Below are 22,736 nucleotides of genomic sequence, written 5' to 3' on the forward strand. Positions count from 1 at the left end.
TGATAGGCCGGAGATGTAAGCACGGTAACGTGTTGAGTTGACCGGTACTAATAGGCCGAGGGCTTAACCACCCTAAACTTTGTGCTACGCGTCCACTGTGTGATTCACAGCAAACGAACAACCACCCCGATTTTCAAGGGTCCGGTTGGTGTCGACTTGTCGGCGCCGGCGGGCTCGGAGAAGTCAGGTTGCTGGTTCTTCGCTGTTGCTGAAAGGTGTTTCGGTGGTCATAGCGGAGGGGAAACGCCCGGTTACATTCCGAACCCGGTAGCTAAGCCCTCCAGCGCCGATGGTACTGCACTCGGGAGGGTGTGGGAGAGTAGGACGCCGCCGGACTAAACTTATCGGTCGAGGGCCGCCCCAGCTCGGGGTCGGCCCTCGACTGCGTTTACGAGCAAGTCTCCTAGTAACTTTGTGTGTTGAGGTCAGGCCGCCCGGACCGAGGGCCCGCCGCCGTACTTGGAAGGAATAATCCGTGACTACAGGACCGCAGGACGGCGGCTCCAGCAAGCGCGACGACGACGGTCGCTCCGACCGCAGTCGCGACGGTGGCGCCGACGCGCGCCGCGGTGACCGTGGCGGCGATCGCCCGAGCGGTGATCGCGGAGGATTCCGGGGCGGCGACCGCAACCGTGGCGGCTACCAGGGTGGTGGCGACCGCGGTGGATTCCGTGGTGGCGACCGCGACCGTGGTGGTTTCCGTGGCGGCGATCGGCCGAGCGGTGACCGTGGCGGCTACCAGGGTGGTGGCGACCGGGGTGGATACCGCGGTGGCGATCGTCCCAGTGGTGACCGTGGTGGTTATCAGGGTGGCGGCGACCGCGGTGGTTTCCGCGGTGGCGACCGTGACCGTGGCGGCTACCAGGGTGGTGGCGACCGGGGCGGCTTCCGTGGTGGTGACCGTCCCAGTGGCGGGTTCCGCAGCGAGGACCGTGGCGGCGACCGGGGCATCTCCCGTGGTGGGGACCGTCCGAGCGGCGGCTACCAGGGAGGTGGCGACCGGGGTGGATACCGCGGTGGCGATCGTCCCAGTGGTGACCGTGGTGGTTACCAGGGTGGCGGCGACCGGGGTGGTTTCCGCGGTGGGGACCGTCCGAGTGGTGACCGTGGTGGCTTCCGTAGTGGTGGCGACCGTCCGGGTGGCGACCGCGGTGGCTTCCGTGGCGGCGACCGTCCGGGTGGTGACCGTGGCGGCTTCCGTGGCGGCGATCGTCCGAGTGGTGACCGTGGCGGCTACCAGGGTGGTGGCGACCGGGGTGGATACCGCGGTGGCGATCGTCCGGGCGGTGACCGTGGTGGTTACCAGGGTGGTGGCGACCGTGGAGGGTTCCGCGGTGGTGACCGTCCGAGCGGCGGTTACCAGGGTGGTGGCGACCGCGGTGGTTTCCGTGGTGGCGATCGGCCGAGCGGTGACCGTGGTGGTTACCAGGGTGGCGGCGACCGCGGCGGTTTCCGTGGTGGGGACCGTCCGAGTGGTGACCGTGGTGGCTTCCGTAGTGGTGGCGACCGTCCGGGTGGCGACCGCGGTGGGTTCCGCGGCGGTGACCGGCCGAGCGGTGACCGTGGTGGTTACCAGGGCGGTGGCGACCGGGGTGGATACCGCGGTGGGGACCGTCCCAGTGGTGACCGCGGTGGGTTCCGCAACGACGACCGTGGACCGCGTCAGAGCTTCCAGGGTGGTGACCGTGGCGGCTTCCGTGGCGGCGACCGCCCCAGTGGTGACCGTGGTGGCTACCAGGGTGGCGGCGACCGTGGCGGCTTCCGTGGTGGGGACCGTCCGAGCGGGGACCGTGGTGGTTACCAGGGTGGCGGCGACCGGGGTGGATACCGCGGTGGTGACCGTCCCAGTGGTGACCGTGGTGGTTACCAGGGTGGCGGCGACCGCGGTGGTTTCCGTGGCGGTGACCGTCCCGGTGGTGACCGTGGTGGCTTCCGTAGTGGTGGCGACCGTCCGGGTGGCGACCGCGGTGGGTTCCGCGGTGGCGATCGTCCCAGTGGTGACCGTGGTGGTTACCAGGGTGGCGGCGACCGGGGTGGATACCGCGGCAGCGACCGTCCGAGCGGCGACCGGCCCGGTGGTGACCGTGGCGGATACCGGGGTGGCGACCGTCCGACCGGCGACCGGGGTGGATACCGCGGCGGCGACCGGCCGAGTGGTGACCGTGGTGGGTTCCGCAGCGACGACCGGGGTGACCGGGGCGGCTTCCGGGGCGACCGGGACCGCGCCGGCGACCAGGGCGGCCGCGAGCAGGGTGGGCGTGACCGGGACGAGCGTCCGCAGGACGACGCGACGCAGCAGGGCTTCCGGGTTCCGGAGCTGCCCGCGGACGTCGTCGCGACCGACCTCGACGAGGAGGTCCGCTCGGAGCTGGTGAGCCTGTCCCGGGAGGCCGCGGACAACGTCGCGCGGCACCTGGTGGCGGCCGGCCAGATCATCGACGAGGACTCCGAACTGGCTCTGCAGCACGCGATCGCCGCTCGCCGGCTCGCGTCGCGGATCGCGGTCGTGCGGGAGGCCGTCGGCCTCGCGGCGTACGCGGCGGGTGACTGGACCACCGCCATCGCGGAGCTGCGCACCTACCACCGGATGACCGGCAAGCAGACGCACCTGGCCGAGCTGGCCGACTGCGAGCGTGCGCTGGGCCGTCCGGAGCGGGCGATCGACCTGTTCCGCGGCGCCGACACGGCAACGCTGGAGAAGGCGGGCGCGATCGAACTGCTGATCGTGGCGGCCGGCGCCCGGGGCGACCTGGGTCAGCACGAGGCGGCCGCGGCGATGCTGCAGGTCAAGGAACTGACGGGCAACGACGACGCGGAGTGGGCGGCACGTCTGCGGTACGCGTACGCCGACGCCCTGCTCGCCGGTGGTCGCCGGGACGAGGCGCGGGAGTGGTTCGCTCGTGCCGCCGCCGTCGACGAGGACGGTCTGACCGACGCGGCCGAGCGTCTGCTCGAGCTCGACGGCGTGACCATCGAGGGCGACGACGCGGACGAGGACGAGGAGTCCGAGACCGAGGCGGCGATCGGTGAGGGCGGTGCGGAGACCGCGACCGACGACGAGGGTGACGAGGACTTCGAGGACGAGGACGACGAGGAGTTCGAGGAGGACGACGACACCGAGCCGGTGGCCGTCGCCGACACGGACGTGAACACCGACGCCGTCGCCGCCGAGAAGACCGTTGCCGCGGAGAAGACCGCGGACGCCCCGGCGGAGACCGTGGCGGACACCTCGGCGAAGGCTGAGAAGTCCGAGACCGTCAAGGCGGAGGCGCCGGAGAAGCCGGGCGCCGTGGTCGCCCCGGCGTTCCTCGAGCCGGAGAAGGCCGCCGGCGCGGACGACAAGGCGGACGCCGACGAGTTCGTGGCGAAGGCCGACGACCGGGACGAGCGCCCGCAGGGATGAGTGATCACCTCGCGGCCGGTTACGACCTCTGTGTCTTCGACCTGGACGGCGTCGTCTTTCTGATCGACACGCCGATTCCGGGCGCGGTCGAGGCGGTCGAACGCCTTCGTACCGACCGGACCGCGATCGCGTACGCGACGAACAACGCGTCCCGCCGGGCCGCCGACGTCGCTGCGCTGTTGAACGGCATGGGTGTGAGTGCGGCGCCGGCCGAGGTTTCGACCTCGGCCGGCGCCGCCGCCGCTCTCCTTGCCGAGCGCCTGCCCGCCGGTGCGAACGTGCTGGTGGTGGGCGCGGAGGCGTTACGGGCCGAGGTCCGGGACGCCGGCCTGAACCCGGTGGATTCGCTCGCCGGGGAGCCGGTCGCGGTGGTTCAGGGGTACGGGCCGGAGGTCGGCTGGAAGGAACTGGCGGAGGCGTCGCTCGCGGTGCGGGCCGGTGCCGTCTGGTTCGCCACCAACACCGACCGGACCCTGCCCAGTCCGCGCGGTCCGCTGCCGGGTAACGGCTCGCTGGTCGCGGTGCTGCGGACCGCCCTGGACCGGGATCCGGACGTGGTGGTCGGCAAGCCGCAGCCGGGGCTGTTCCACACCGCCGCCGCCCAGGCGTCGGCGCGGAAGCCGCTGGTGATCGGTGACCGGCTGGACACCGACATCGAAGGCGCGGTCGCCGCGGGCATGGACAGTCTGCTCGTGCTGACCGGGGTGAGCGGTCCGGCGGACCTGCTGGTCGCCGCCCCGGAACGGCGTCCCACGTATGTCGCGGCCGACCTGTCCGGGTTGTTCCGGCCGGCGTCGGGCGCGGTGGTGCCGGCTGACGGGGACACCGTGGGCGGCTGGCGGGTCGAGCGGGACGGCGACCGGGCGATCCTGCACGGTTCCGGTGAACCGGTCGATGCGCTGCGTCTGCTGTGCGGGGTGACCTGGTCGGGGGTTCCGGTGCACGCCGTCGAGGCGGGATCGGGCGCGGCGGGTGAACTGCTGACCGGCTGGGGTGTCTGAGGACGGCGCTTCACCGCGTACCGTGAAGAGGAGATCCAGAGGCGCGGCCGCGGCCGCGCCTTTTCTGTCTCCACCTTTTGGCACTGTGGGTGTTTTCGGGGTCATTTCTGGTGGTTCGCGGTCGAAGAGGAGAGCGTGAGCACATCCTCGTCCCTGCCGCGCGGCGCCCGGCTCTCCGACGCATCCTGGCAGGCACGACACCGGATCATCGAACGGCTGCTCTGGTGCCATGTGCCGGTGTTCCTGGTGGTGGGTTTCCTGGGAACGCGCCCGCCGTGGGAGACGGTGCTGCTGGCGGTGGTCGTCGCGGCCTGGGCGGGCTGCTCGCGGGCGTTGCCGTCGACCCGGGCCCGATCACAGGTCACCGCGGTGGGGCTGATCGGGTGCACGTTCGTCGCGATCGAGCTGTCCGGTGGGGCGATGTCCGCGCACATCCACCTGTACGCGGTGCTGATCTTCGTGGCGTTGTACCAGCAGTGGTCACCCCTGGTCCTGTCGATCCTGGCGGTGGTGGTGCACCACGGGGTGCTCGGGCTGGTGGCGCCGGGCCGGGTGTTCGGCATGCACCACCTGCCGATCTCGTCCGCGATCGGGCTGGTCGTCGTGCACGCCGGGCTGCTCACCCTCGAGGTGATCGGGATCGTGGTGTTCTGGCACTTCGCCGAGCAGGCCGAACGGGAGAACGAGATGCTCGCCGAGCAGGCCGAACAGGCGCGGCGGGAGGTGGAAAGGGCCGAGCAGGCCAACCGGGACCAGGCCGCCGACGAGTTGCGGAGCCGGTCGGAGCAGGCCGCCGAAGACTCCCGCCGGCTCGCCGGTGAGGTGGCCGGGATCAGCGCGGAGGCGCACGCGGCGATCTCGGCGGTGGCCGCGGTGGACAACGAGCTGGCCGCGCTGACCGCCTCGGTGCACGACATCGCGCAGCGGTCCGCGCAGGCCGCCGGTACCGCCGCCACCGGGCAGGACGCGGCCACCTCGGCGACGGCGAAGGTGCGCCAGCTGGAACGGTCGGTCGGGGAGATCGCCGACGTCAACGCGATCATCGCGTCGCTGGCCGAACAGACCAACCTGCTGGCGCTGAACGCGACCATCGAGGCGGCCCGCGCCGGTGAACTGGGCAAGGGCTTCGCGGTGGTGGCCGGTGAGGTGAAGGACCTGGCGCAGGAGACGGCGACGTCGGTGAAACGGGTCAACGAGGTGATCACCGCGATCGTGGCGGAGACCGGCGACGTGGCGAACACGTTCGCGGCCACCGCCGGTGCGGTCGACGACATCCACGAGCTGCAGCTGAACATCGCGTCGTCGGTGGAGGAACAGGCGGCGGTGCTGAGCGAGGTGACCAGTCAGCTGTCCACCGCGACGGCGGCCGCCGACCAGGTGCTCCGCGGTCTGGAGACGCTCGCCGCCACCCGGTGAACGATCTTCGGCCGGCGTCCGTATCCCCGGGCGCCCGGCCGGAGTGATCGTTTACAGGAGTTTGCGGAGCTTGAGCAGGTCGAACGGATTCGCCTTGATGCGCACCTGCCCGGACGCGATCGCCCGGGTGACGTCCAGGCCGCCCTTGACCAGGGCGATCAGGTCGTCGCCGGTGGAGATCAGGGCGATCTTGGCTTTCGGGTCGTCGCCGTCGGCGATGTCGACCAGGCGGCCGCCGGTCAGCCGGGCGTGGAAGGCGGTGTCCAGGTCGGTGACCCGGCAGGCAAGCGTCCGGTCGAGATCCAGACGACCCTGCGCCTCGGCGTTCGCCGCCAACCGGGCGGCCAGATCGTGCAACGCCTGGCGGCACTCGTCCACGGTGGCCATCGGCATCCTCCCTCGCGACACCAGCACGGTACCTCAGGAGTTCCACGGTAGTGCCCGGTAGCGTGGCACCCGACGCGGCGAGAGGAGACCGGAACATGCCGGACCCATGGCGTGCTTATCTGGACCTGGCCCTCGGCCTGACCGAGGCGCCCCGGAAGAAGGCGCAGCAGGTCGCCGGGGAACTGTTCACCCGTGGCGGGGCGACGGCGGCACAGGTGCAGGGTCTCGTGGAGGACCTGCTCTCGACCGGCGGGGCCAACCGTGAGGCGCTGACGACCATCGTGCGTTACGAAGTGGACCGGGCCCTCGGGCGGGTCGGGCTGGCCACCGCGGAGGAGGTGGCGGACCTCACCTTGCGCGTACGCGATCTGGAACGGCGGTTGCGGGAGGCGCAGGCCCGGGCCGACGCGGCGGAGACGGTCCCGGACGCTGCCGGTGGTGCCGCGGCGACGGGCGCAGCACCGGCCTGGAAGATCGCGGCGGCGAAGGCCACGCCCGCCCGGAAGCGCACTCCGGTGAAGAAGACCGCACCTGTCAAGGCCGTGCCGGCCGAGAGGGGCGTACCGGCCAAGAGGGGTGTACCGGCCGAGAAGGCCGTACCGGCTGAGAAGGCCGTACCGGCCAAGAGAGTGGCCGCGAAGAGGACCGCCGCGAAGAAGACCGCCGCCAAGCCGGCTGACGACATGGAGGCGTGACCGCGTGACGTTCCCGAACCCGCAGCCCGGGCCGCGCCCCGGCGGCTTCCGTCCCGGACCCCCGCCCGGTGGCCCCCGGCCGCCGCAGACGCAGCTGACCGGCCTGCACGTCCCGGCGCCGGGCGGGCTGACACCGCTGGGCGAAGGGGAGGACACCGGACATCCCGCGGTGGACGCGGTGTTACGGTCGCTCGCCAATGCCGCGCGTCTGGCGCCGGCCGAACAACTCGCCGAGTTCGAGGCCGCGCACCAGGTGCTCCAGGAGACCCTGGCGAGCATCGACCGCTGATTCTGTTCCGTACTCGAAAATAAGGACACTGATGGCCCGCCGTGTGCGTCTCGACGCGGAGCTCGTCCGTCGTAAGCTCGCTCGTTCCCGGGAACAGGCCGCCGCTCTGGTCGCGGCCGGCCGTGTGCAGGTGCGTGGCACCGTCGCCCACAAGGTGGCGGCGATGGTGGACACCGCCGACCCGGTCGTGGTGACCGGCGAGGATCCCCAGACGGAGTACGTGTCCCGGGGCGGGCACAAACTGGCCGGTGCGCTGGCCGCCTTCGCTCTGCCGGTCGAGGGCCGGCGCTGCCTGGACGCCGGTGCCTCCACCGGCGGGTTCAGCGACGTCCTGCTCCGGGCCGGCGCGGACCGGGTGGTGGCGGTGGACGTCGGGTACGGCCAGCTGGCCTGGCCGATCCGCACGAACGACCGGGTGGACGTGTACGAGCGCACCAACGTGCGCACGCTGACCCCCGAGGCGATCGGCGGTGTCGTCGACCTGACGGTGGCCGATCTCTCCTTCATCTCGCTGCGGCTGGTGCTGCCCGCGCTGGCCGCGTGCACCGCCGAGGACGGCGATCTGGCGTTGATGGTCAAGCCGCAGTTCGAGGTGGGCAAGGAGCGGGTCGGCACCGGTGGTGTGGTCCGTGACTGGCGGCTGCGCGCGGAGGCGGTGCTGGACGTGGCGGCGGCCGCGGCCGCCCTGGGCCTGGGCGTGCGGGACGTGACGGCCAGTCCGCTGCCCGGTCCGAGTGGCAACGTCGAGTTCTTCGTGTGGTTCCGGCGGGACGCCCCGCCGGCCGACCGGGATCGGGTGGAGACCGTCGTCGAGGCCGGTCCGGGCGGCGGGGTAGGTTCCTCCGAACCGGAGAACTCTGCGGTTACCGACATCAATCAGACGCCTGCTCTCATGGAGGAGAAATGACGCGTTCGGCCCTGCTGGTGACGCATACCGGGCGCCGGCAGAGCACGCAGCACGCCAGAGCGGTCGCGCGTGACCTGATCGCCGCGGGCTTCGAGGTCCGGGTGATCGCCGAGGAGGTCGCGGATCTGGACCTGCCGCCCGGCGTGCAGTCGGTCAACGGCCCGAACGCCGCCGAGGGTGTGGAGATCGTGCTGGCGATGGGTGGTGACGGCACCATCCTGCGTGCCGCCGACCTGGCCCGGCCGGTGAAGGCGCCCCTGCTCGGGATCAACATGGGCAAGGTCGGCTTCCTGGCGGAGACCGAGATCGACCACATCGACGAGGCGGTCGCCGAGGTGGTGGCCGGTGAGTATGCGGTCGACGAGCGGCTCACCCTGGACGTCCGGGCCGAGTACGACGGGCGGCTGATCGCCGAGTCCTGGGCGCTCAACGAGGTGACCGTCGAGAAGGGTCAGCGGGCCCAGATGCTCGAGCTGATGGTCGACGTCGACGGCCGGCCGCTCTCCCGCTACGGATGCGACGGTGTGGTGTGTGCCACACCGACGGGTTCGACGGCGTACGCGTTCTCGGCCGGCGGACCGGTGGTCTGGCCCGAGGTGGAGGCGCTGCTGCTCGTGCCGATCAGTGCGCACGCCCTGTTCAGCAAGCCGCTGGTGACCGCTCCGACATCGACGTTCGTGCTGACCGTCGATCCGTACACGTCGTTTGCGGTGCTCTGCTGTGACGGACGACGCACCTGGGATCTGCCGCCGGGTTCACAGGTGACCGTCGAGCGCGGGAAGCTGCCGGTCCGCCTGGTCCGGCTGGCGCCGCGCCCGTTCACGGACACGCTGGTCGCGAAGTTCGAGTTGCCGGTGGTCGGCTGGCGGGGTAACCGGCGCTGATCGTCCGGGCCTGCCGGAACACCCGGTGGGCAATTGTCGGTGGGCACCGTTACTGTCTGCCTGTGCTGGAGGAACTACGCATCACCGGGCTGGGCGTCATCGACGACACGACGTTGCGCCTGGCGTCCGGAATGAACGTGATCACCGGTGAGACCGGTGCCGGCAAGACGATGGTGGTGACCGGCCTCGGACTCCTGTTCGGCGGGCGGGCCGACGCCGGCCGGGTCCGTGCCGACCCGGGCCGGGCCGTGGTCGAGGGCCGTCTGAAACTGGGCGGTTCCCTCGGCGACGCGGTCCGCACCCGGATCACCGACGCCGGCGGCGAGGCCGACGACGACGGTTCGGTGCTGCTCAGCCGCACGGTGACGGCCGAGGGCCGGTCCCGGGCGCACGTCGGCGGCCGCAGCATGCCGGTGTCCACCCTCAGCGAGCTGGGCGAGCAGATCCTGGCCGTGCACGGTCAGTCCGATCAGCTGCGCCTGCTGCGCCCGTCGGAGCAGCGGTCCGCGCTCGACCGGTTCGCCGGTCCCGAGCACGAGAAGCTGCTGGAGACCTACCGCGAGGCGTTCGGCCGCTGGCGTGCGGTCAGCGAGGATCTGGCCGACCGGCGGCGCAACGCGCGTCAGCGTTCGCAGGAGGCCGACCTGCTCAAGCTGGGCCTCGACGAGATCACCCGGGTCGACCCGCAGCCCGGTGAGGACGACGACCTGCGGGCCGAGCTGCAGCGCCTGGAGCACGCCGAAGGTCTGCGGGTGGCGGCGGCGCTGGCCGCGCAGGCGCTGGCCGGCGGCGTGGAGGCGGCCGACGACACCCCGGACGCGACGCAACTGCTGGGCACGGCCCGGCGCACCCTCGAGGGGCAGGCCGGAGTGGATCCGGCGCTCGGTGACCTGGCCGTCCGGCTGGAGGAGGCCGCGACCCTGGTCGGTGACGTCTCCGCGGAGCTGTCGGCCTATCTGGGCACACTCGACGCGGACCCGGCCCGGCTCGAGGCGATCTACGAGCGGCGGGCGGCGCTGCGGGCGCTGACCCGGAAATACGCGGACGACGTCGACGGCGTGATCGTCTGGGCGGAGAACGCCCGCACCAAGCTGAGTGAGCTGGACACCTCCGACGAACTGCTCGAGGAACTCGACCGGGAGCGTCAGCGGCTGGCCGCGTCGGTGGGCGAGCTGGCCGGCCGGCTGACCGCGGCGCGCCGGGAGGCCGCGGGGCGGTTCTCCGAGGCGGTCAGCGTGGAGCTGGCCGGTCTGGCGATGCCGCACTCGCGGGTCGAGGTGGCGGTGCTGACCCGCACACCGTCCAAGGACGAGCCGTCGGTGACGGTCGACGGGCAGGAACTGGTGGCCGGGGCGGACGGCGCGGACGAGGTGGAGCTGCGGTTGCTGGCCCACCCGGGTGCGCCGGCGCTGCCCCTGCAGAAGGGCGCCTCCGGTGGTGAGCTGTCCCGGGTGATGCTGGCCATCGAGGTGGTCTTCGCCGGGGCGGGTGGGCCGCCGACGCTGGTGTTCGACGAGGTGGACTCGGGTGTCGGCGGGACGGCGGCGGTGGAGATCGGCCGGCGGCTGGCGCGCTTGGCGCGTACCCATCAGGTGTTGGTCGTGACGCACCTGCCGCAGGTCGCCGCTTTCGCCGATCGCCACCTGGTGGTCGCGAAGGACACCGGCGGAGCGATTACCACGAGTGGGGTCCGGATCGTGGAGGAGACCGAACGGGCTCGGGAATTGTCCCGGATGCTGGCGGGTTTGCCGGATTCCGATTTGGGTATCGCCCACGCAGAGGAGTTGCTCTCCGTAGCGTCTCGGGAAAAGCGTGGATGATAAGTCCCTTTTGTCGGTGAGCTGGCGCATGTCGTGGGGGGAACGCATGCGGCGGCATGTCAGGATGGCCGGGATGCGACTTCCCATTCCCACCCTGCGCCGGTCCCGCGGCACCGAGCCGGGATCGGTGTCCGGTGTCGCCCGCCTCGACCGGCGGACCAAACGCATGACCGGCCGGCTGCGGCCCGGCGAGATCGCGGTGATCGACCACGTCGATCTGGACCGGGTCGCCGCCGACTCACTGGTGGCCTGCGGTGTCACCGCGGTGCTCAACGCGAAGCCCTCGATCTCCGGGCGCTACCCCAACCTGGGCCCCGAGGTGCTGATCCAGGGCGGCGTCGTGCTCGTCGACAACCTCGGCGAGGACGTCTTCCAGGGGCTGCGTGAGGGGCAGACGGTCAGCATCGAGGGCGGCGTGGTGCTGCTCGACGGCGAGCCGGTGGCCACCGGTGACCGGCAGGACGCGGAGACCGTGGCCAAGTCGATGGCCGACGCCCGCGAGGGACTGTCGGTGCAGCTCGAGGCGTTCGCCGCGAACACCATGGAATACCTCAAGCAGGAACGCGACCTGCTGCTCGACGGCGTGGGCGTGCCCGACGTGGAGACCCGCATCGGCGGCCGGCACGTGCTGATCGTGGTGCGCGGCTACGACTACAAGGAGGACCTCGACGTCCTCCGGCCGTACATCCGGGAGTACAAGCCGGTTCTGATCGGCGTCGACGGCGGCGCGGACGCGCTGGTGGAGAACGGCTACACCCCCGACCTGATCATCGGGGACATGGACTCGGTCACCGACGACGTGCTGCGCTGCGGCGCCGAGGTCGTGGTGCACGCCTACCCGGACGGCCGGGCACCCGGCCTGCAGCGGGTCAAGAACCTCGGCGTCGAGGCGCTGACCTTCCCGGCGGCGGCCACCAGCGAGGACCTCGCGATGCTGCTCGCCGACGAGAAGGGCGCGTCGCTGATCGTCGCCGTCGGCACCCACGCCAACCTGGTCGAGTTCCTGGACAAGGGACGCGGCGGCATGGCCTCGACGTTCCTGACCCGGCTCAAGGTCGGTGGCAAACTGGTCGACGCCAAGGGCGTCAGCCGCCTCTACCGGCAGAACATCTCCGGCTCGGCGCTGCTGCTGCTGGTGCTCTCGGCGATGGCGGCGATGGCCTCGGCGGTGGCGGTGTCGACGGTGGGCCGGGCGTATCTCACCGTGGTGTCCGAGTGGTGGGACAATCTGGTCTTCCAGCTCGGCAATCTTCTTTGAGGGCGTTGTGATCAACTTCCGGTACCACGTGGTGTCGCTCACCGCGGTCTTCCTGGCGCTGGCAATCGGCCTGGTGGTGGGCACCTCCGCGCTCAACGGCCCGGTCTCGGAGAACCTGCGTGACAATCTCGCCGAGCTGAACAAGGACAACAGCGTCAAGCGCGAGCAGGTCAACAATCTCCGCGAGGAGGTCAACCGCAGTCAGGACTTCGCCGGCGAGATCGCGCCGTGGCTGCTCAGCGGCAAGCTGGCCACCCGCCGCATCGCCGTGGTGGCGCTGCCCGGCGCGCAGGACTACGCCGAGGGCGTGGTCACCCAGCTCGGCGTGGCCGGCGCCACGATCACCGCGCGGATCACCGTCGAGGACAAGTTCTTCGATCCGGGGTACGCCAACGAGCTGCTCGACCTGGCCGACCAGTCGTCGCAGCCGACCATCCCGGTCACCGGCCTGCCGCTGAACAGCGACGGGGTGGAGACCGCCAGCGCACTCCTCGCGCTCACGATCATGCAGGGCACGACCACGCCCGCCGCCGCCGACGTGACCGCGGTGCTGACCGCGTTCACCAAGGCCGGCTACATCGCCATCGAGGACGGGGCGCTCGGCGGCGCCGAAGCCGTGGTGCTGGTCGCCGGGGCGCCCGCCACCGACAAGGAGGCCACCCGCAAGGCGCAGTCGGCGGTCACCGTGGCCGGCCAGTTCGGCACCAACCGGATGCTGGTGGTGGCCGGTGACGGTGCGGGTGACGGCAACCTGGTGGCCGGTGTCCGCAGCGATGCGACCCTGGTCAAGCAGATCTCCACGGTGGACAACGTCGGCACCGTCCAGGGGCAGGTGGCCACCGCGATGGCGACCGTCGAGCGGCTGGTGCAGAACCGGGTCGGCCAGTACGGCCTCGGCACGGGGGCGACCTCCATCGTGCCGTCCACCGCTCCGTAGCCGTCGTCTGGCAGACTCGTCAGCCATGGCCTACCTCCGCTCGCTCGGGATCGGCGCGTCCGTGGCGCGTGCCGCACTAGCCTGGGTCCGCCGTGATCCGCACGCCGCCGAGCTGCACCGGACCAACTTCCAGGGCCGGACGGTGACGCTGGCCGGCGGCCCGGCACTCGCGGCCGGGGCCACCCTGGGCGCGGCCGCCGGGGCGACGACCGGCCGGCTGGCGGCCGCCGCGCTCACCGCCGGGGCGGTCAGCGGCGCGGTCGGGTTCTACGACGACATCGTCGGCAACCGGCCCGAGCAGAAGGCGGCGAAAGGCTTCGCCGGGCACCTCGGTGCGCTGCGCGAGGGCCGGGTCACCAGCGGACTCGTCAAGATCGCCGGGGTGGGCGCCGCCGGTCTGGTGGCGTCCGCACTGATCGGCAGCAGCCGCCCCGGACGGTTCGGCCGGGGCGTGGACGTGCTCCTCGGGGCCGGTGTGATCGCCGGCGCGGCCAACTTCGTCAACCTGCTCGACCTGCGCCCGGGCCGGGCGATCAAAGCCGGGCTGATCCTCGGTGCGCCGCTGGCGGTGGGACGGCACGCCTCGATGGCCGCGGGCACCCTGAGCGCGGGGGCGGCCCTGCTGCCCGCCGACCTGAACGAGGAGATCATGCTCGGCGACGCCGGGGCGAACGCGCTGGGCGCGCTCCTCGGGGTGACGCTGACCGCGCGGACCTCGACGTCCGGCCGGCTCGCCGCCCTGGCGGTGCTCGGATCGCTCACCGCCGCCAGCGAGAAGGTCAGCTTCACCAAGGTCATCGGGGACACACCGTGGTTGCGGTACGTCGACGAGCTCGGCCGGCGGCCACCCTCTTCGTGACCAGCGCCAGAATCGCCGGTGCGGCGGCGCTGATCACGGTCCTGACGATCGTGGCCCGGCTGGCCGGGTTCGTCCGCACACTCATCTTCTTCTACACCGTGGGCGAGGGCGGCGACGGCAACCTGCCGGACGTCTACGCCTCGGCCAACACCGTTCCCAACATCGTCTTCGAGCTGGTCGCCGGAGGTGCGCTGGCCAGCCTGGTGGTGCCGCTGCTCGCCGCCGCGATCAGCGCCGGCGACCGGGAACGGGTCTCCGCGATCACCTCCGCGCTGCTCACCTGGATGCTCGTGCTGACCGTGCCGCTCGCCGTGGTGGTCGCGCTCGCCGCCGGGCCGATCACCGGGATGTTCGGCGGGATCTCCCCGGAACACCAGGACGTCGCGGCCCGGATGCTGCGCTGGTTCGCGCCGCAACTGCCGCTGTACGGCATCGCGGTGGTGCTCACCGGCGCGCTGCAGGCGCACCGGCGCTTCGCCTGGCCGGTGATCGCCCCGCTGCTGTCCAGCGTGACGGTGATGACGGCGTACCTCACCTATGCCGGGGTCGACGGTGCGCGTACCGGCTTCCCCGGACTGTCCACCACCGGCGAGCTGATCCTGGCGGTGGGCACCACCCTCGGCGTGGTGGTCCTCGCGTTCTGCCTGTTCATCCCGCTGCGCTCGCTGCGGCTGCGCCTGCGGCCCGCCCTCCGGTTCCCCGGTGACGAGGGCCGGCAGGCGATCCGTCTCGGCTGGGCCGGCGCGGTCACCGTCGGCGCGCAGCAGATCCTGGTCGGGCTGATCCTGCTGCTGGCCGCCCGGCAGATGGGCCCCTACACCGGGGCGCAGACCGTCTTCCTGCTGCCCTGGGCGGTCCTTGCGGTGCCGCTGGCGACGGCGGCGTACCCGCGGCTGGCGGAGGCCTTCGTCCGCGGCGACGAACCGGGCTTCGCCTCCACGCTCGCCGGCGCCGCCCGGTCGATCGTCCTGCTCGCCGGCCTCGGCGCGGCGGCCCTCGGCGGTCTCGCCGGGCCGGCCACCCTGCTGATGGGCGCGCCCAGCGCCGCGGCGGCGGTCGTCGGCTTCGCTCCCGGTCTGCTGGGGTACGCGCTGTTCGCGCTGCTGTCCCGGGCCTTGTACGCCCGCGGCGCCACGGTCGCCGCGGCGGTCGCCTCCCTCGTCGGCTGGCTGTGCGCCGGTCTCGCGGTGGTGGTGGTCACCGCGACCTCCACCGGCGCCGCACGGTTGTTCGGACTGGGCCTGGCCAACGCGATCGGCATGACGGTGATCGGGGTGCTGCTGGTCCTGGCCGTCCGCCGGCACGCCGGACCGGAGGCGCTCGCCGGACTCGGCCGGGCGGTCCCGGCCGCGGTGGTCGCCGGGACGCTGGCCGGACTCGCCGGGTGGGGGACGGTGGGTGGCCTCGAGGCGGCCTTCTGGCCCACCCCGGGCGTGCTCGGCGGCCTCGTGGAAGGCATGCTGGGCGGTGTGGTGGTCGCGGCGGTGTTCGCCGCGGTGGCGTTCGCGCTGGACCGGCGTGACCTCGGGCCGCTGGTCGCGAAACTGGGCCGGCGGTGACGGTTCATGTCGGAGAGGAATCATCAGTGAGCAGCGACGACGGTTGGCGGGGTTCGGTCGTCCTGGTGCTGGGATCCAGCACCGGCGGGATCGGCCGGCACGTCGCCTCGCTGGCCCGCGGCCTCGCCGCCGCCGGCTGCCGGGTGCTGGTCTGCGGCCCGGCGGCGACCGACGAGCACTTCGGGCTCAGCACGTCCGGCGTCGACTTCGCCGCGGTGGAGATCCCGGCCGACCCCGGCCCGCAGGACTCCGGCGCGATCCGGCAACTACGCAAGGCCATCGCCGGCCGTGACGCCGAGGTGATCCACGCGCACGGGCTGCGGGCCGCGTTCGTGGTGTCGCTGGCGCGCACCGGCGTACCTCTGGTGGTGACCTGGCACAACGCGGTGCTCGCGCGGGGTCTCAAAGGCCAGGCCGGTGCCCTGCTGGAACGCATCGTGGCCCGCAACGCCGACCTGACCCTGGGCGCCTCGGAGGACCTGGTCGAACGGGCGCTCGCCCTCGGCGCGAAGAGCGCCCGGCTGGGACCGGTGGCCGCCCCGGCGATGGGGGCACCCCGGCGCACCCGCGCCGCGGTCCGCGCCGAGTTCCGGCTGCGCGGCGACACCCCGCTGATCCTCTCGGTCGGCCGGCTGCACCCGCAGAAGCACTACGACCTGCTGGTCCAGGGCGCCGCCCGCTGGCGGGACCTGGACCCGGCCCCGGTGGTCGTGGTGGCCGGCTCCGGGCCCAGTTACATGAACCTGGCCCAGGAGGCGTCCCGCCTGCACGCCCCGCTGCACCTGCTCGGGCACCGCACCGACGTGCCCGACCTGCTCCTCGGCGCCGACCTCGCGGTGATCACCAGCGACTGGGAGGCCCGTCAGCTGTTCGCCCAGGAGGCCCTGCGCGCCGGCGTCCCGCTGATCACCACCGCGGTCGGCGGGCTGCCCGGTCTGGTCGGCGACGCGGCGGTGCAGATCCCGCCGCGGGACCTGGACGCCCTCGACGCGGCGGTCCGTGACCTTCTCGGCGACCCGCGCCGGCGCGCCGACTACGCGGCCCGGGGACCCCGGCAGGCCGCGACCTGGCCGGATGAGCCGGCCGTGGTGGACGACGTGCGGTCGGCGTACGCGGAGATCGCGGCGGTCCGCCGGTGACCCGGCGCACCGAGCGGCGGCCCTGGCTGCCCTACCTGCTGATGGCCCTGGTCGTGGCGGCCAGCGTCGCGGGCCTGTCGTTGCGGCCCGGCGAGGGCCGTCGGATCGGCGAGGCCGACTACGTGGTGGTGGCCGCGGCCGCCGGGCTGCGCTGGGAGGACCTGGACCCGGACACCACCCCGGCCCTGTGGCAGGAGGCGACCGCCGGCGCGATCGGCTGGCTCTCCGTCCGGTCCGCGCACGACGTGACCTGCCCCGCGGACGGCTGGCTGACCCTGGGCGCCGGCAACTTCGCCGCCTGGAGCACCGACGACGTCCCGGGACGCTGCCCGGCGGCGGCACCCGCGCTCACCCGGCCGGACGGGATCGGCGCCAACCTGGTGGACCAGCGGGCGGTGGTCCGTACCAACCAGAACAGCCTGCCGTACGGCACCACGCCCGGCGCCCTGGCCGAGTCGGTGCGCTGCACGGTGGCCGTCGGCCCCGGCGCCGCCGTCGCCGCGGCCCGCCCGTTCGGCCGCGTCGACAGGTACGTGCCGGAGCTGCCCGCCGACCCGGCCGACCTGCTCGACGACTGCGTACTGAGCATCGTCGACCTGGGCACCGTCACGGGTTCCGGCGCTGACCGGCGGGCCGCGGTCCAGGCCGCCGACACCGCCCTGGCGAAGGTCCTCGCCGCCCGCCCGGAACGGTCCCTGATGCTGATCGCCGGGGTGGCCGACACCGACGCCGCCTCCCGGCTGCACGTGGCCATCGCCGAGGGGCCGGGCTGGGACGACGGCTGGCTCACCTCGGCCAGCACCGGCCGCGACGGCTACCTGCAACTGGTCGACCTGGCGCCGACCGTGCTCTCGGCGCTCGGCCGGGACCAGCCGGAGAAGCTGTTCGCCGGGTACGCCGCCACGGTCGCCGGTGACCGTCCGGCGTCCCCGGCCGACGCGATGCAGGGTGACGCCGACGCGGACCAGCGGGCCATCGCCCAGCGCGGGGTCGCCGAGATCTTCTTCACCGTCCTGGCGATCGTGCAACTGGTCCTCTTCGTACTGGTGATCCCGATCCTGATCCGGGCCCGCCGGCACGGGGGACCGGCCGGCCCGCCGCTGCCCCCGGCCCGCCTCGTGGCGGTCGCCGAGGGCGCACTGATCGCGGCCGGCCTGGCCATCCCGGCGGCGCTGCTGGCCGACGTGGTGCCCTGGTGGACCAGCGACCACCCGGCCTGGCTGTTCGGGACGGCCACCGGCGCGCTGATGCTGGCCGGCACCGCCGTGGTCCGGCTGGCCGGCCGGTACACCTCCACGCTGTGGCCGATGGCCGCGGTGGCCGGGATCAGCGCCACCGTCGTCGCGGTCGACCTGCTCACCGGCGCGCGGCTCCAGCTCAACGGTGTCGCCGGCTATTCGACCGTGCACGGCATCCGGTACGCCGGGCTGGGCGGCGTCGGCCTCGGCGTCTTCGTGGCCGGACTGCTGCTGCTGGCCGGCTGCCTGGCCCAGCGGGTCGGCAAACGGTGGCGTCCGGTGGTGGTGGTGCTGTTCGGCGGGCTCGGCGTGGTGATGGTGGGCAGCGCATACCTGGGAGCCGACCCGGTCGGCGCCATCGCGGTGACCGCCGGGGTCTGCGTGGCCGCGGCGATCAGCACCGGCGGCTGGCTGACCTTCGCCCGGTTCGCCTGGGCCGCGCTGGCCGGACTCGCGGTGACCGCCGGTTTCGCGATCTTCGATCTGAGCCGGGCCCCGCTGGAACAGGGCGCCCTGGGCCGGATCCTGACCGCGCTCGGCAACGGCACCGCCGGCCCGGCCATGCAACGGGCCGCCTCGGCGAACGGCCAGGCCCTACTGGACAGCCCGCTGACCCTGCTCGCCGTGATCGGCACCCTGATGCTGGTGTTCTGCCAGTTCTCGCCCTGGGCCGGCCTCAACCGGCTGTACGGCCTGCACCCGGCGATCCGGGCCGCGATGGCGGGCACCCCGGTCGCGACGCTGATCGCCGGCATGCTCGGCGGCACCGCCCTGGGCGTGGCCGGCGCGGCCGCCGCGACCGCCGTTCCGGTGGCGGTGCTCACCGCACTGCGAGTTCTGTTACATGCCGCCGACCGAACCCCGCCACCCGGCGAAACGGACGGACCGGGCGGACCTTCGCTGCGCAAAACCGACGAAGATCAGGTAGCGGTCACCTGACCGGGCACTGACACGCAGGTCCCGGCGGCCCGAGGAGGGCGGCCCCAGCAATCAGTGTTACGGTGAACTCCCGTGGATGGGGCACGGCCCCGGCCGCACGAACCGGAAACATCGGCGACCACGGGAGCGGGCCTTGGCCTCAACAGTGCGCGACACGCGGCACATCTTCGTCACCGGGGGCGTCGCCTCCTCGCTGGGCAAGGGCCTCACCGCCTCGAGCCTCGGCAATCTGCTCACCGCCCGCGGGCTCCGCGTCGTGATGCAGAAGCTCGACCCCTACCTCAACGTCGACCCGGGAACGATGAACCCGTTCCAGCACGGCGAGGTGTTCGTGACGGAGGACGGCGCGGAGACCGACCTCGACGTCGGGCACTACGAGCGCTTCCTCGACCGGGACCTCTCCGGCAAGGCGAACGTCACGACCGGCCAGGTCTACTCGGCGGTGATCGCCCGGGAACGCCGCGGCGAGTACCTCGGTGACACGGTGCAGGTCATCCCGCACATCACCAACGAGATCAAGAGCCGGATCTTCGCGATGGCCGATCCCGACGAGAACGGCCTCACGCCGGACGTCGTGATCACCGAGGTGGGCGGCACGGTCGGCGACATGGAGTCGCTGCCGTTCCTCGAGGCGATCCGTCAGGTCCGCCACGAGGTGGGCCGGGACCACGTCTTCTACCTGCACGTCTCCCTGGTGCCCTACCTGGCGCCGTCCGGCGAGCTGAAGACCAAGCCGACCCAGCACTCGGTGGCCGCGCTGCGCAACATCGGTATCCAGCCGGATGCCCTGATCTGCCGCAGCGACCGGGAGATCCCGGACAAGATGAAGCACAAGCTGGCGCTCTACTGCGACGTCGACCGTGAGGCCGTCATCGCCTGCCCGGACGCGCCGAGCATCTACGACATCCCCAAGGTGCTGCACGACGAGGGCCTCGACGCGTACGTCGTACGCCGTCTGGGCCTGTCGTTCCGGGACGTCAACTGGAAGACCTGGAACGACCTCCTCGAGCGGGTCCACCACCCCAAGCGGACGATCACCATCGGTCTCGTCGGCAAGTACGTGGACCTGCCGGACGCGTACCTCTCGGTCAGCGAGGCGATCCGCGCGGCCGGCTTCGGCAACACCGTGAAGATCAAGCTGCGGTGGGTGCCGAGCGACGACTGCGCCACCCCGGCCGGCGCTGCCGCCGCCCTCAAGGGCGTCGACGGCATCGTCATCCCCGGCGGGTTCGGTGTGCGCGGCATCGAAGGCAAGGTCAACACTTCGCGGTACGCCCGGGAGAACCGCATCCCGATTCTCGGCCTGTGTCTCGGTCTGCAGTGCATGACCATCGACGCCGCCCGTAACCTGGCCGGGCTCACCGGGGCCAACTCGCTGGAGTTCGACGAGACGGCGACCTACCCGGTCATCTCCACGATGGCCGACCAGGAGGACATCGTCGCGGGCAAGGGCGACCTGGGCGGCACCATGCGGCTCGGGGCGTACCCGGCGGCCCTCAAGGAGGGCTCGATCGTCGCCGAGGTCTACGGCGCGACCGAGATCTCCGAGCGGCACCGGCACCGCTACGAGGTGAACAACGACTACCGGGACAAGCTGACCCAGGCCGGCCTGGTCTTCTCCGGAACCTCCCCGGACGGCCGCCTCGTCGAGTTCATCGAGCTGGACCGGGACGTCCACCCGTACTTCGTGGCGACCCAGGCCCACCCGGAGCTGAAGAGCCGGCCGACCCGGCCGCACCCGCTCTTCGACGGCCTGGTCAAGGCCGCGGTGGCGTACGCGGCCGCCGACGAACTGCCGGTCGAGGTGGCGACCGAGCCGGTCGAGGCCTGAGATGACGTTCGCCCACGAGACGGTGTCGCGGACCCCGCGGTACACCGGCCCGATCTTCTCGGTGCACACCGACACGATCACCATGTCGGACGGCCGGACCGCGGACCGGGACGTGGTGGAGAACCGCGGCGCGGTCGTGGTGGTCGCCGTCGACGAGCAGGACCGGGTCGTGCTGATCAAGCAGTACCGGCATCCGGTCGCGGCCCGGCTCTGGGAACTGCCGGCCGGCCTGCGCGACGTGGAGGGCGAACCCGAGGAGATCACCGCGGCGCGGGAACTGGCCGAGGAGGCCGACCTGATCGCCGGCCGGATCGAACCGCTGATCGCGCTGCACACCTCGGCGGGGTTCAGCAACGAGTTCGTCCGGGTGTTCCTGGCCCGGGACCTGCGGCCGGTGCCGGACGCGGAGCGTCACGTCCGGGAGGACGAGGAGGCCGACCTGGAGATTCACCTGGTCGCGCTGGACGAGGCGGTCGGCATGGTGCTGCGGGGAGAGATCACCAACGCGGCGGCGGTGGCGGGGATTCTCGCCGCGGCCCGGGTGCTGAACGTCTGACGGGTTCTGCGTGGTCGTGTCCGCCGGGGTCGCTGTGCGGCCCCGGCGGTCCTCTTCTGGAAGACCTTTCGGCCGTCGACGGGCGCACTGGTGTGTTCGGGGTGGGGCGTCAGGCCAGGGTGATCACCATTTTGCCGCCGGTGTGGCCGCGACCGATCTCGGCCAGCGCCTCGGGCGCGTGGGCGAGGGGATAGGTGCGGTCGACGGCCGGGCGCAGGGTGCCGCTCTCCAGCAGGGCGGCCAGCTCGGTCAGGTCGGCGGCGTTCTCCTTGGCCAGCAGGCCGTGCAGGCGCTGGTCGCCGCTGGTCAGGCTGAGCAGCGGGGCGGCCACCAGCGCGCGGCTGATGCCGCCGAACAGGGCGGTGCCGTGGCGTTCGCCGCCGATCAGGACCAGGATGCCGTGCGAGTTCAGGGCGCGGCGCAGCAGGGACAGCGGGCGGTTGCCGGCGGTGTCGACGACCGCGTCGAAGATCGGGCCGCGGCTGTCCACCTCCTCACGGTGGTAGTCGAGGACGTGCTCGGCGCCCAGGCCGCGCACCATGTCGGCTTTGCCGGGGCTGCACACGCCGGTCACGCGGGCGCCGGCGGCCACCGCCAGCTGGACGGCGAACGAGCCCACGCCGCCGCCCGCGCCGATGACCAGGACCTGCCGGCCGGTGGTGATGCGGGCGTAGCGGACGGCCTGCAGGGCGGTGGTGCCGGACACCGGGACGGCGGCGGCGTCGACGAACGGGACACCCGCCGGCTTGCGGGCGATCCGGTCGGCGCGGGCCACCGCGAACTCGGCGAACGAGCCGCCCTCGCAGGTGCCGAACACCTCGTCCCCGGGCTGGAAACCGGACTCGGGTCCGGCCGTCTCGACGACGCCCGCCAGGTCGCGGCCGCGGACCGGGATGCGGGGCCGCCGCGGGCCCAGCGCGGCGCGGATCAGGTAGGGGCGGCCGGTCATCAGGTGCCAGACGCCGGGGTCGACGCCGGCCGCCATCACCCGGATCAGGACCTCACCGGTTTTGGGGACGGGCCGGGGGATGTCACGGACGGCGAGCACGTCGGCCTCGCCGTAGACGTCTTGAACTATCGCCTTCATGGAATCGACGGTAGGAAGTTACGGCAATCGCATAAGGGGCAGTAGATCCATAGCAGAGGACCGGAGGAGGGGAAACGTGAGCATTCCGCGGTTGTGGGCGTTTGTTCTGGACACCACCGATGCCCGGCGGGCGGCCGAGTTCTACCGGCATCTGCTGAATCTGAAGTACCGGCCGGGCGACGAGCCGCCACCGCCCGGGACGGACGACGAGAAGGGCCGGGTCTGGCTGCAACTGGTCGGCGGCGACGGGGCGTGGAACCTGTCGTTCCAGCAGACCGCCGTGGTGAAGCCGACCACCTGGCCGGACGCCGAGGTGCCGCAGCAGATGCACCTGGACACCGCGGTCGACTCGCTGGAGGAGCTCGACCGGCAGCACGAGCGGGTGCTGAGCCTGGGCGGGGTGGTGCGTTTCGACCGCCGGGACGATCCGGAGGAGCCGCTGCTGGTGTTCGCCGACCCGGACGGCCACACCTTCTGCATCTTCGTCCAATGAGCATCGGGGCGCCCGACGACGGGCGCCCCGAACACCGA

At 72.4% G+C, this 22,736-nt stretch carries 20 protein-coding genes and 1 rRNA gene; 18 read left to right on the forward strand and 3 right to left on the reverse strand.

The genetic code is table 11. The features are described 5' to 3' along the window. Positions 1-219: 219 nt before the first annotated feature. Positions 220-336: ribosomal RNA gene (gene rrf / locus QSK32_RS00010) — 5S ribosomal RNA — on the forward strand. A gap of 67 nt (positions 337-403) precedes the next feature. Here rrf and QSK32_RS00015 read toward each other — a convergent pair. Further along, positions 404-2,413: a hypothetical protein gene (locus tag QSK32_RS00015; RefSeq protein WP_285470860.1), complete on the reverse strand. Its 2,010-nt coding sequence runs from the start codon at positions 2,411-2,413 to the stop codon at positions 404-406. Between QSK32_RS00015 and QSK32_RS00020 the strand changes: the two genes are divergently transcribed. The 3 genes from QSK32_RS00020 (at position 2,372) to QSK32_RS00030 (ending at position 5,820) form a co-directional block, all read left to right on the forward strand. Next, complete coding sequence (locus QSK32_RS00020) at positions 2,372-3,403, forward strand: tetratricopeptide repeat protein (RefSeq protein WP_245673930.1); 1,032 nt, start codon at positions 2,372-2,374, stop codon at positions 3,401-3,403. The genes QSK32_RS00015 and QSK32_RS00020 overlap by 42 nt on opposite strands. After that, the gene (locus tag QSK32_RS00025) at positions 3,400-4,404 is read left to right on the forward strand and encodes an HAD-IIA family hydrolase (RefSeq protein WP_285470861.1); all 1,005 of its coding nucleotides are present in this window, start codon (positions 3,400-3,402) and stop codon (positions 4,402-4,404) included. Before QSK32_RS00020 ends, QSK32_RS00025 begins: the two co-directional genes overlap by 4 nt. 135 nt (positions 4,405-4,539) lie before the next feature. After that, positions 4,540-5,820, forward strand: a complete 1,281-nt coding sequence (locus QSK32_RS00030; RefSeq protein WP_285470862.1) for a methyl-accepting chemotaxis protein — start codon at positions 4,540-4,542, stop codon at positions 5,818-5,820. 51 nt (positions 5,821-5,871) lie between these two features. On the opposite strand, the gene QSK32_RS00035 is transcribed toward QSK32_RS00030, so the two are convergent. Further along, the gene (locus QSK32_RS00035) at positions 5,872-6,207 is read right to left on the reverse strand and encodes an SCP2 sterol-binding domain-containing protein (protein WP_045742224.1); all 336 of its coding nucleotides are present in this window, start codon (positions 6,205-6,207) and stop codon (positions 5,872-5,874) included. A 95-nt stretch (positions 6,208-6,302) separates the two neighbouring features. Between QSK32_RS00035 and QSK32_RS00040 the strand changes: the two genes are divergently transcribed. The 13 genes from QSK32_RS00040 (at position 6,303) to QSK32_RS00100 (ending at position 21,118) form a co-directional block, all read left to right on the forward strand. Next, a complete protein-coding gene (locus QSK32_RS00040; protein ID WP_285470863.1) occupies positions 6,303-6,902 on the forward strand; it encodes a phasin family protein in 600 nt (199 codons plus the stop codon). Between the two features lie 4 nt (positions 6,903-6,906). Then, entirely contained in the window at positions 6,907-7,191 is a 285-nt protein-coding gene (locus tag QSK32_RS00045) for a hypothetical protein (RefSeq protein WP_045742222.1), read from the forward strand. Positions 7,192-7,222: 31 nt separating this feature from the next. Next, on the forward strand, positions 7,223-8,098 hold the full coding sequence (locus QSK32_RS00050) for a TlyA family RNA methyltransferase (RefSeq protein ID WP_045742221.1): 876 nt from the start codon (positions 7,223-7,225) through the stop codon (positions 8,096-8,098). Continuing rightward, positions 8,095-8,982: an NAD kinase gene (locus tag QSK32_RS00055; RefSeq protein ID WP_045742220.1), complete on the forward strand. Its 888-nt coding sequence runs from the start codon at positions 8,095-8,097 to the stop codon at positions 8,980-8,982. The genes QSK32_RS00050 and QSK32_RS00055 overlap by 4 nt, the downstream gene beginning before the upstream one ends. Before the next feature lie 62 nt (positions 8,983-9,044). After that, entirely contained in the window at positions 9,045-10,802 is a 1,758-nt protein-coding gene (recN, locus tag QSK32_RS00060) for a DNA repair protein RecN (RefSeq protein WP_045742219.1), read from the forward strand. Between the two features lie 64 nt (positions 10,803-10,866). Next, positions 10,867-12,060, forward strand: coding sequence for a putative cytokinetic ring protein SteA (gene steA / locus QSK32_RS00065; protein WP_211275363.1), 1,194 nt, complete (start codon positions 10,867-10,869; stop codon positions 12,058-12,060). 7 nt (positions 12,061-12,067) lie between these two features. Further along, positions 12,068-12,997 (forward strand): copper transporter, encoded by a 930-nt coding sequence (locus QSK32_RS00070; RefSeq protein ID WP_045742218.1) that lies wholly within the window; start codon positions 12,068-12,070, stop codon positions 12,995-12,997. A gap of 25 nt (positions 12,998-13,022) precedes the next feature. After that, on the forward strand, positions 13,023-13,856 hold the full coding sequence (locus QSK32_RS00075) for a hypothetical protein (protein WP_285470864.1): 834 nt from the start codon (positions 13,023-13,025) through the stop codon (positions 13,854-13,856). Next, positions 13,853-15,415, forward strand: coding sequence for a murein biosynthesis integral membrane protein MurJ (gene murJ, locus QSK32_RS00080; protein ID WP_285470865.1), 1,563 nt, complete (start codon positions 13,853-13,855; stop codon positions 15,413-15,415). The genes QSK32_RS00075 and murJ overlap by 4 nt, the downstream gene beginning before the upstream one ends. Positions 15,416-15,441: 26 nt before the next feature. Next, complete coding sequence (locus QSK32_RS00085; protein ID WP_285470866.1) at positions 15,442-16,554, forward strand: glycosyltransferase family 4 protein; 1,113 nt, start codon at positions 15,442-15,444, stop codon at positions 16,552-16,554. Positions 16,555-16,595: 41 nt separating this feature from the next. After that, positions 16,596-18,731, forward strand: a complete 2,136-nt coding sequence (locus tag QSK32_RS00090) for a hypothetical protein (protein ID WP_045742253.1) — start codon at positions 16,596-16,598, stop codon at positions 18,729-18,731. 133 nt (positions 18,732-18,864) lie between these two features. Then, a complete protein-coding gene (gene pyrG, locus QSK32_RS00095; RefSeq protein ID WP_045742214.1) occupies positions 18,865-20,562 on the forward strand; it encodes a CTP synthase in 1,698 nt (565 codons plus the stop codon). Between the two features lies 1 nt (position 20,563). Next, complete coding sequence (locus QSK32_RS00100) at positions 20,564-21,118, forward strand: NUDIX domain-containing protein (RefSeq protein ID WP_045742213.1); 555 nt, start codon at positions 20,564-20,566, stop codon at positions 21,116-21,118. 109 nt (positions 21,119-21,227) lie between these two features. Here QSK32_RS00100 and QSK32_RS00105 read toward each other — a convergent pair whose 3' ends face one another. Further along, positions 21,228-22,205: an NAD(P)-dependent alcohol dehydrogenase gene (locus QSK32_RS00105; RefSeq protein WP_285470867.1), complete on the reverse strand. Its 978-nt coding sequence runs from the start codon at positions 22,203-22,205 to the stop codon at positions 21,228-21,230. A 76-nt stretch (positions 22,206-22,281) separates the two neighbouring features. Here QSK32_RS00105 and QSK32_RS00110 point away from each other — a divergent pair, with 76 nt between their 5' ends. Further along, on the forward strand, positions 22,282-22,698 hold the full coding sequence (locus QSK32_RS00110; RefSeq protein ID WP_045742211.1) for a VOC family protein: 417 nt from the start codon (positions 22,282-22,284) through the stop codon (positions 22,696-22,698). Positions 22,699-22,736: the final 38 nt, after the last annotated feature.

The organism is Actinoplanes sp. NBRC 101535 (assembly GCF_030269225.1).
Classification (GTDB): domain Bacteria; phylum Actinomycetota; class Actinomycetes; order Mycobacteriales; family Micromonosporaceae; genus Actinoplanes; species Actinoplanes rectilineatus.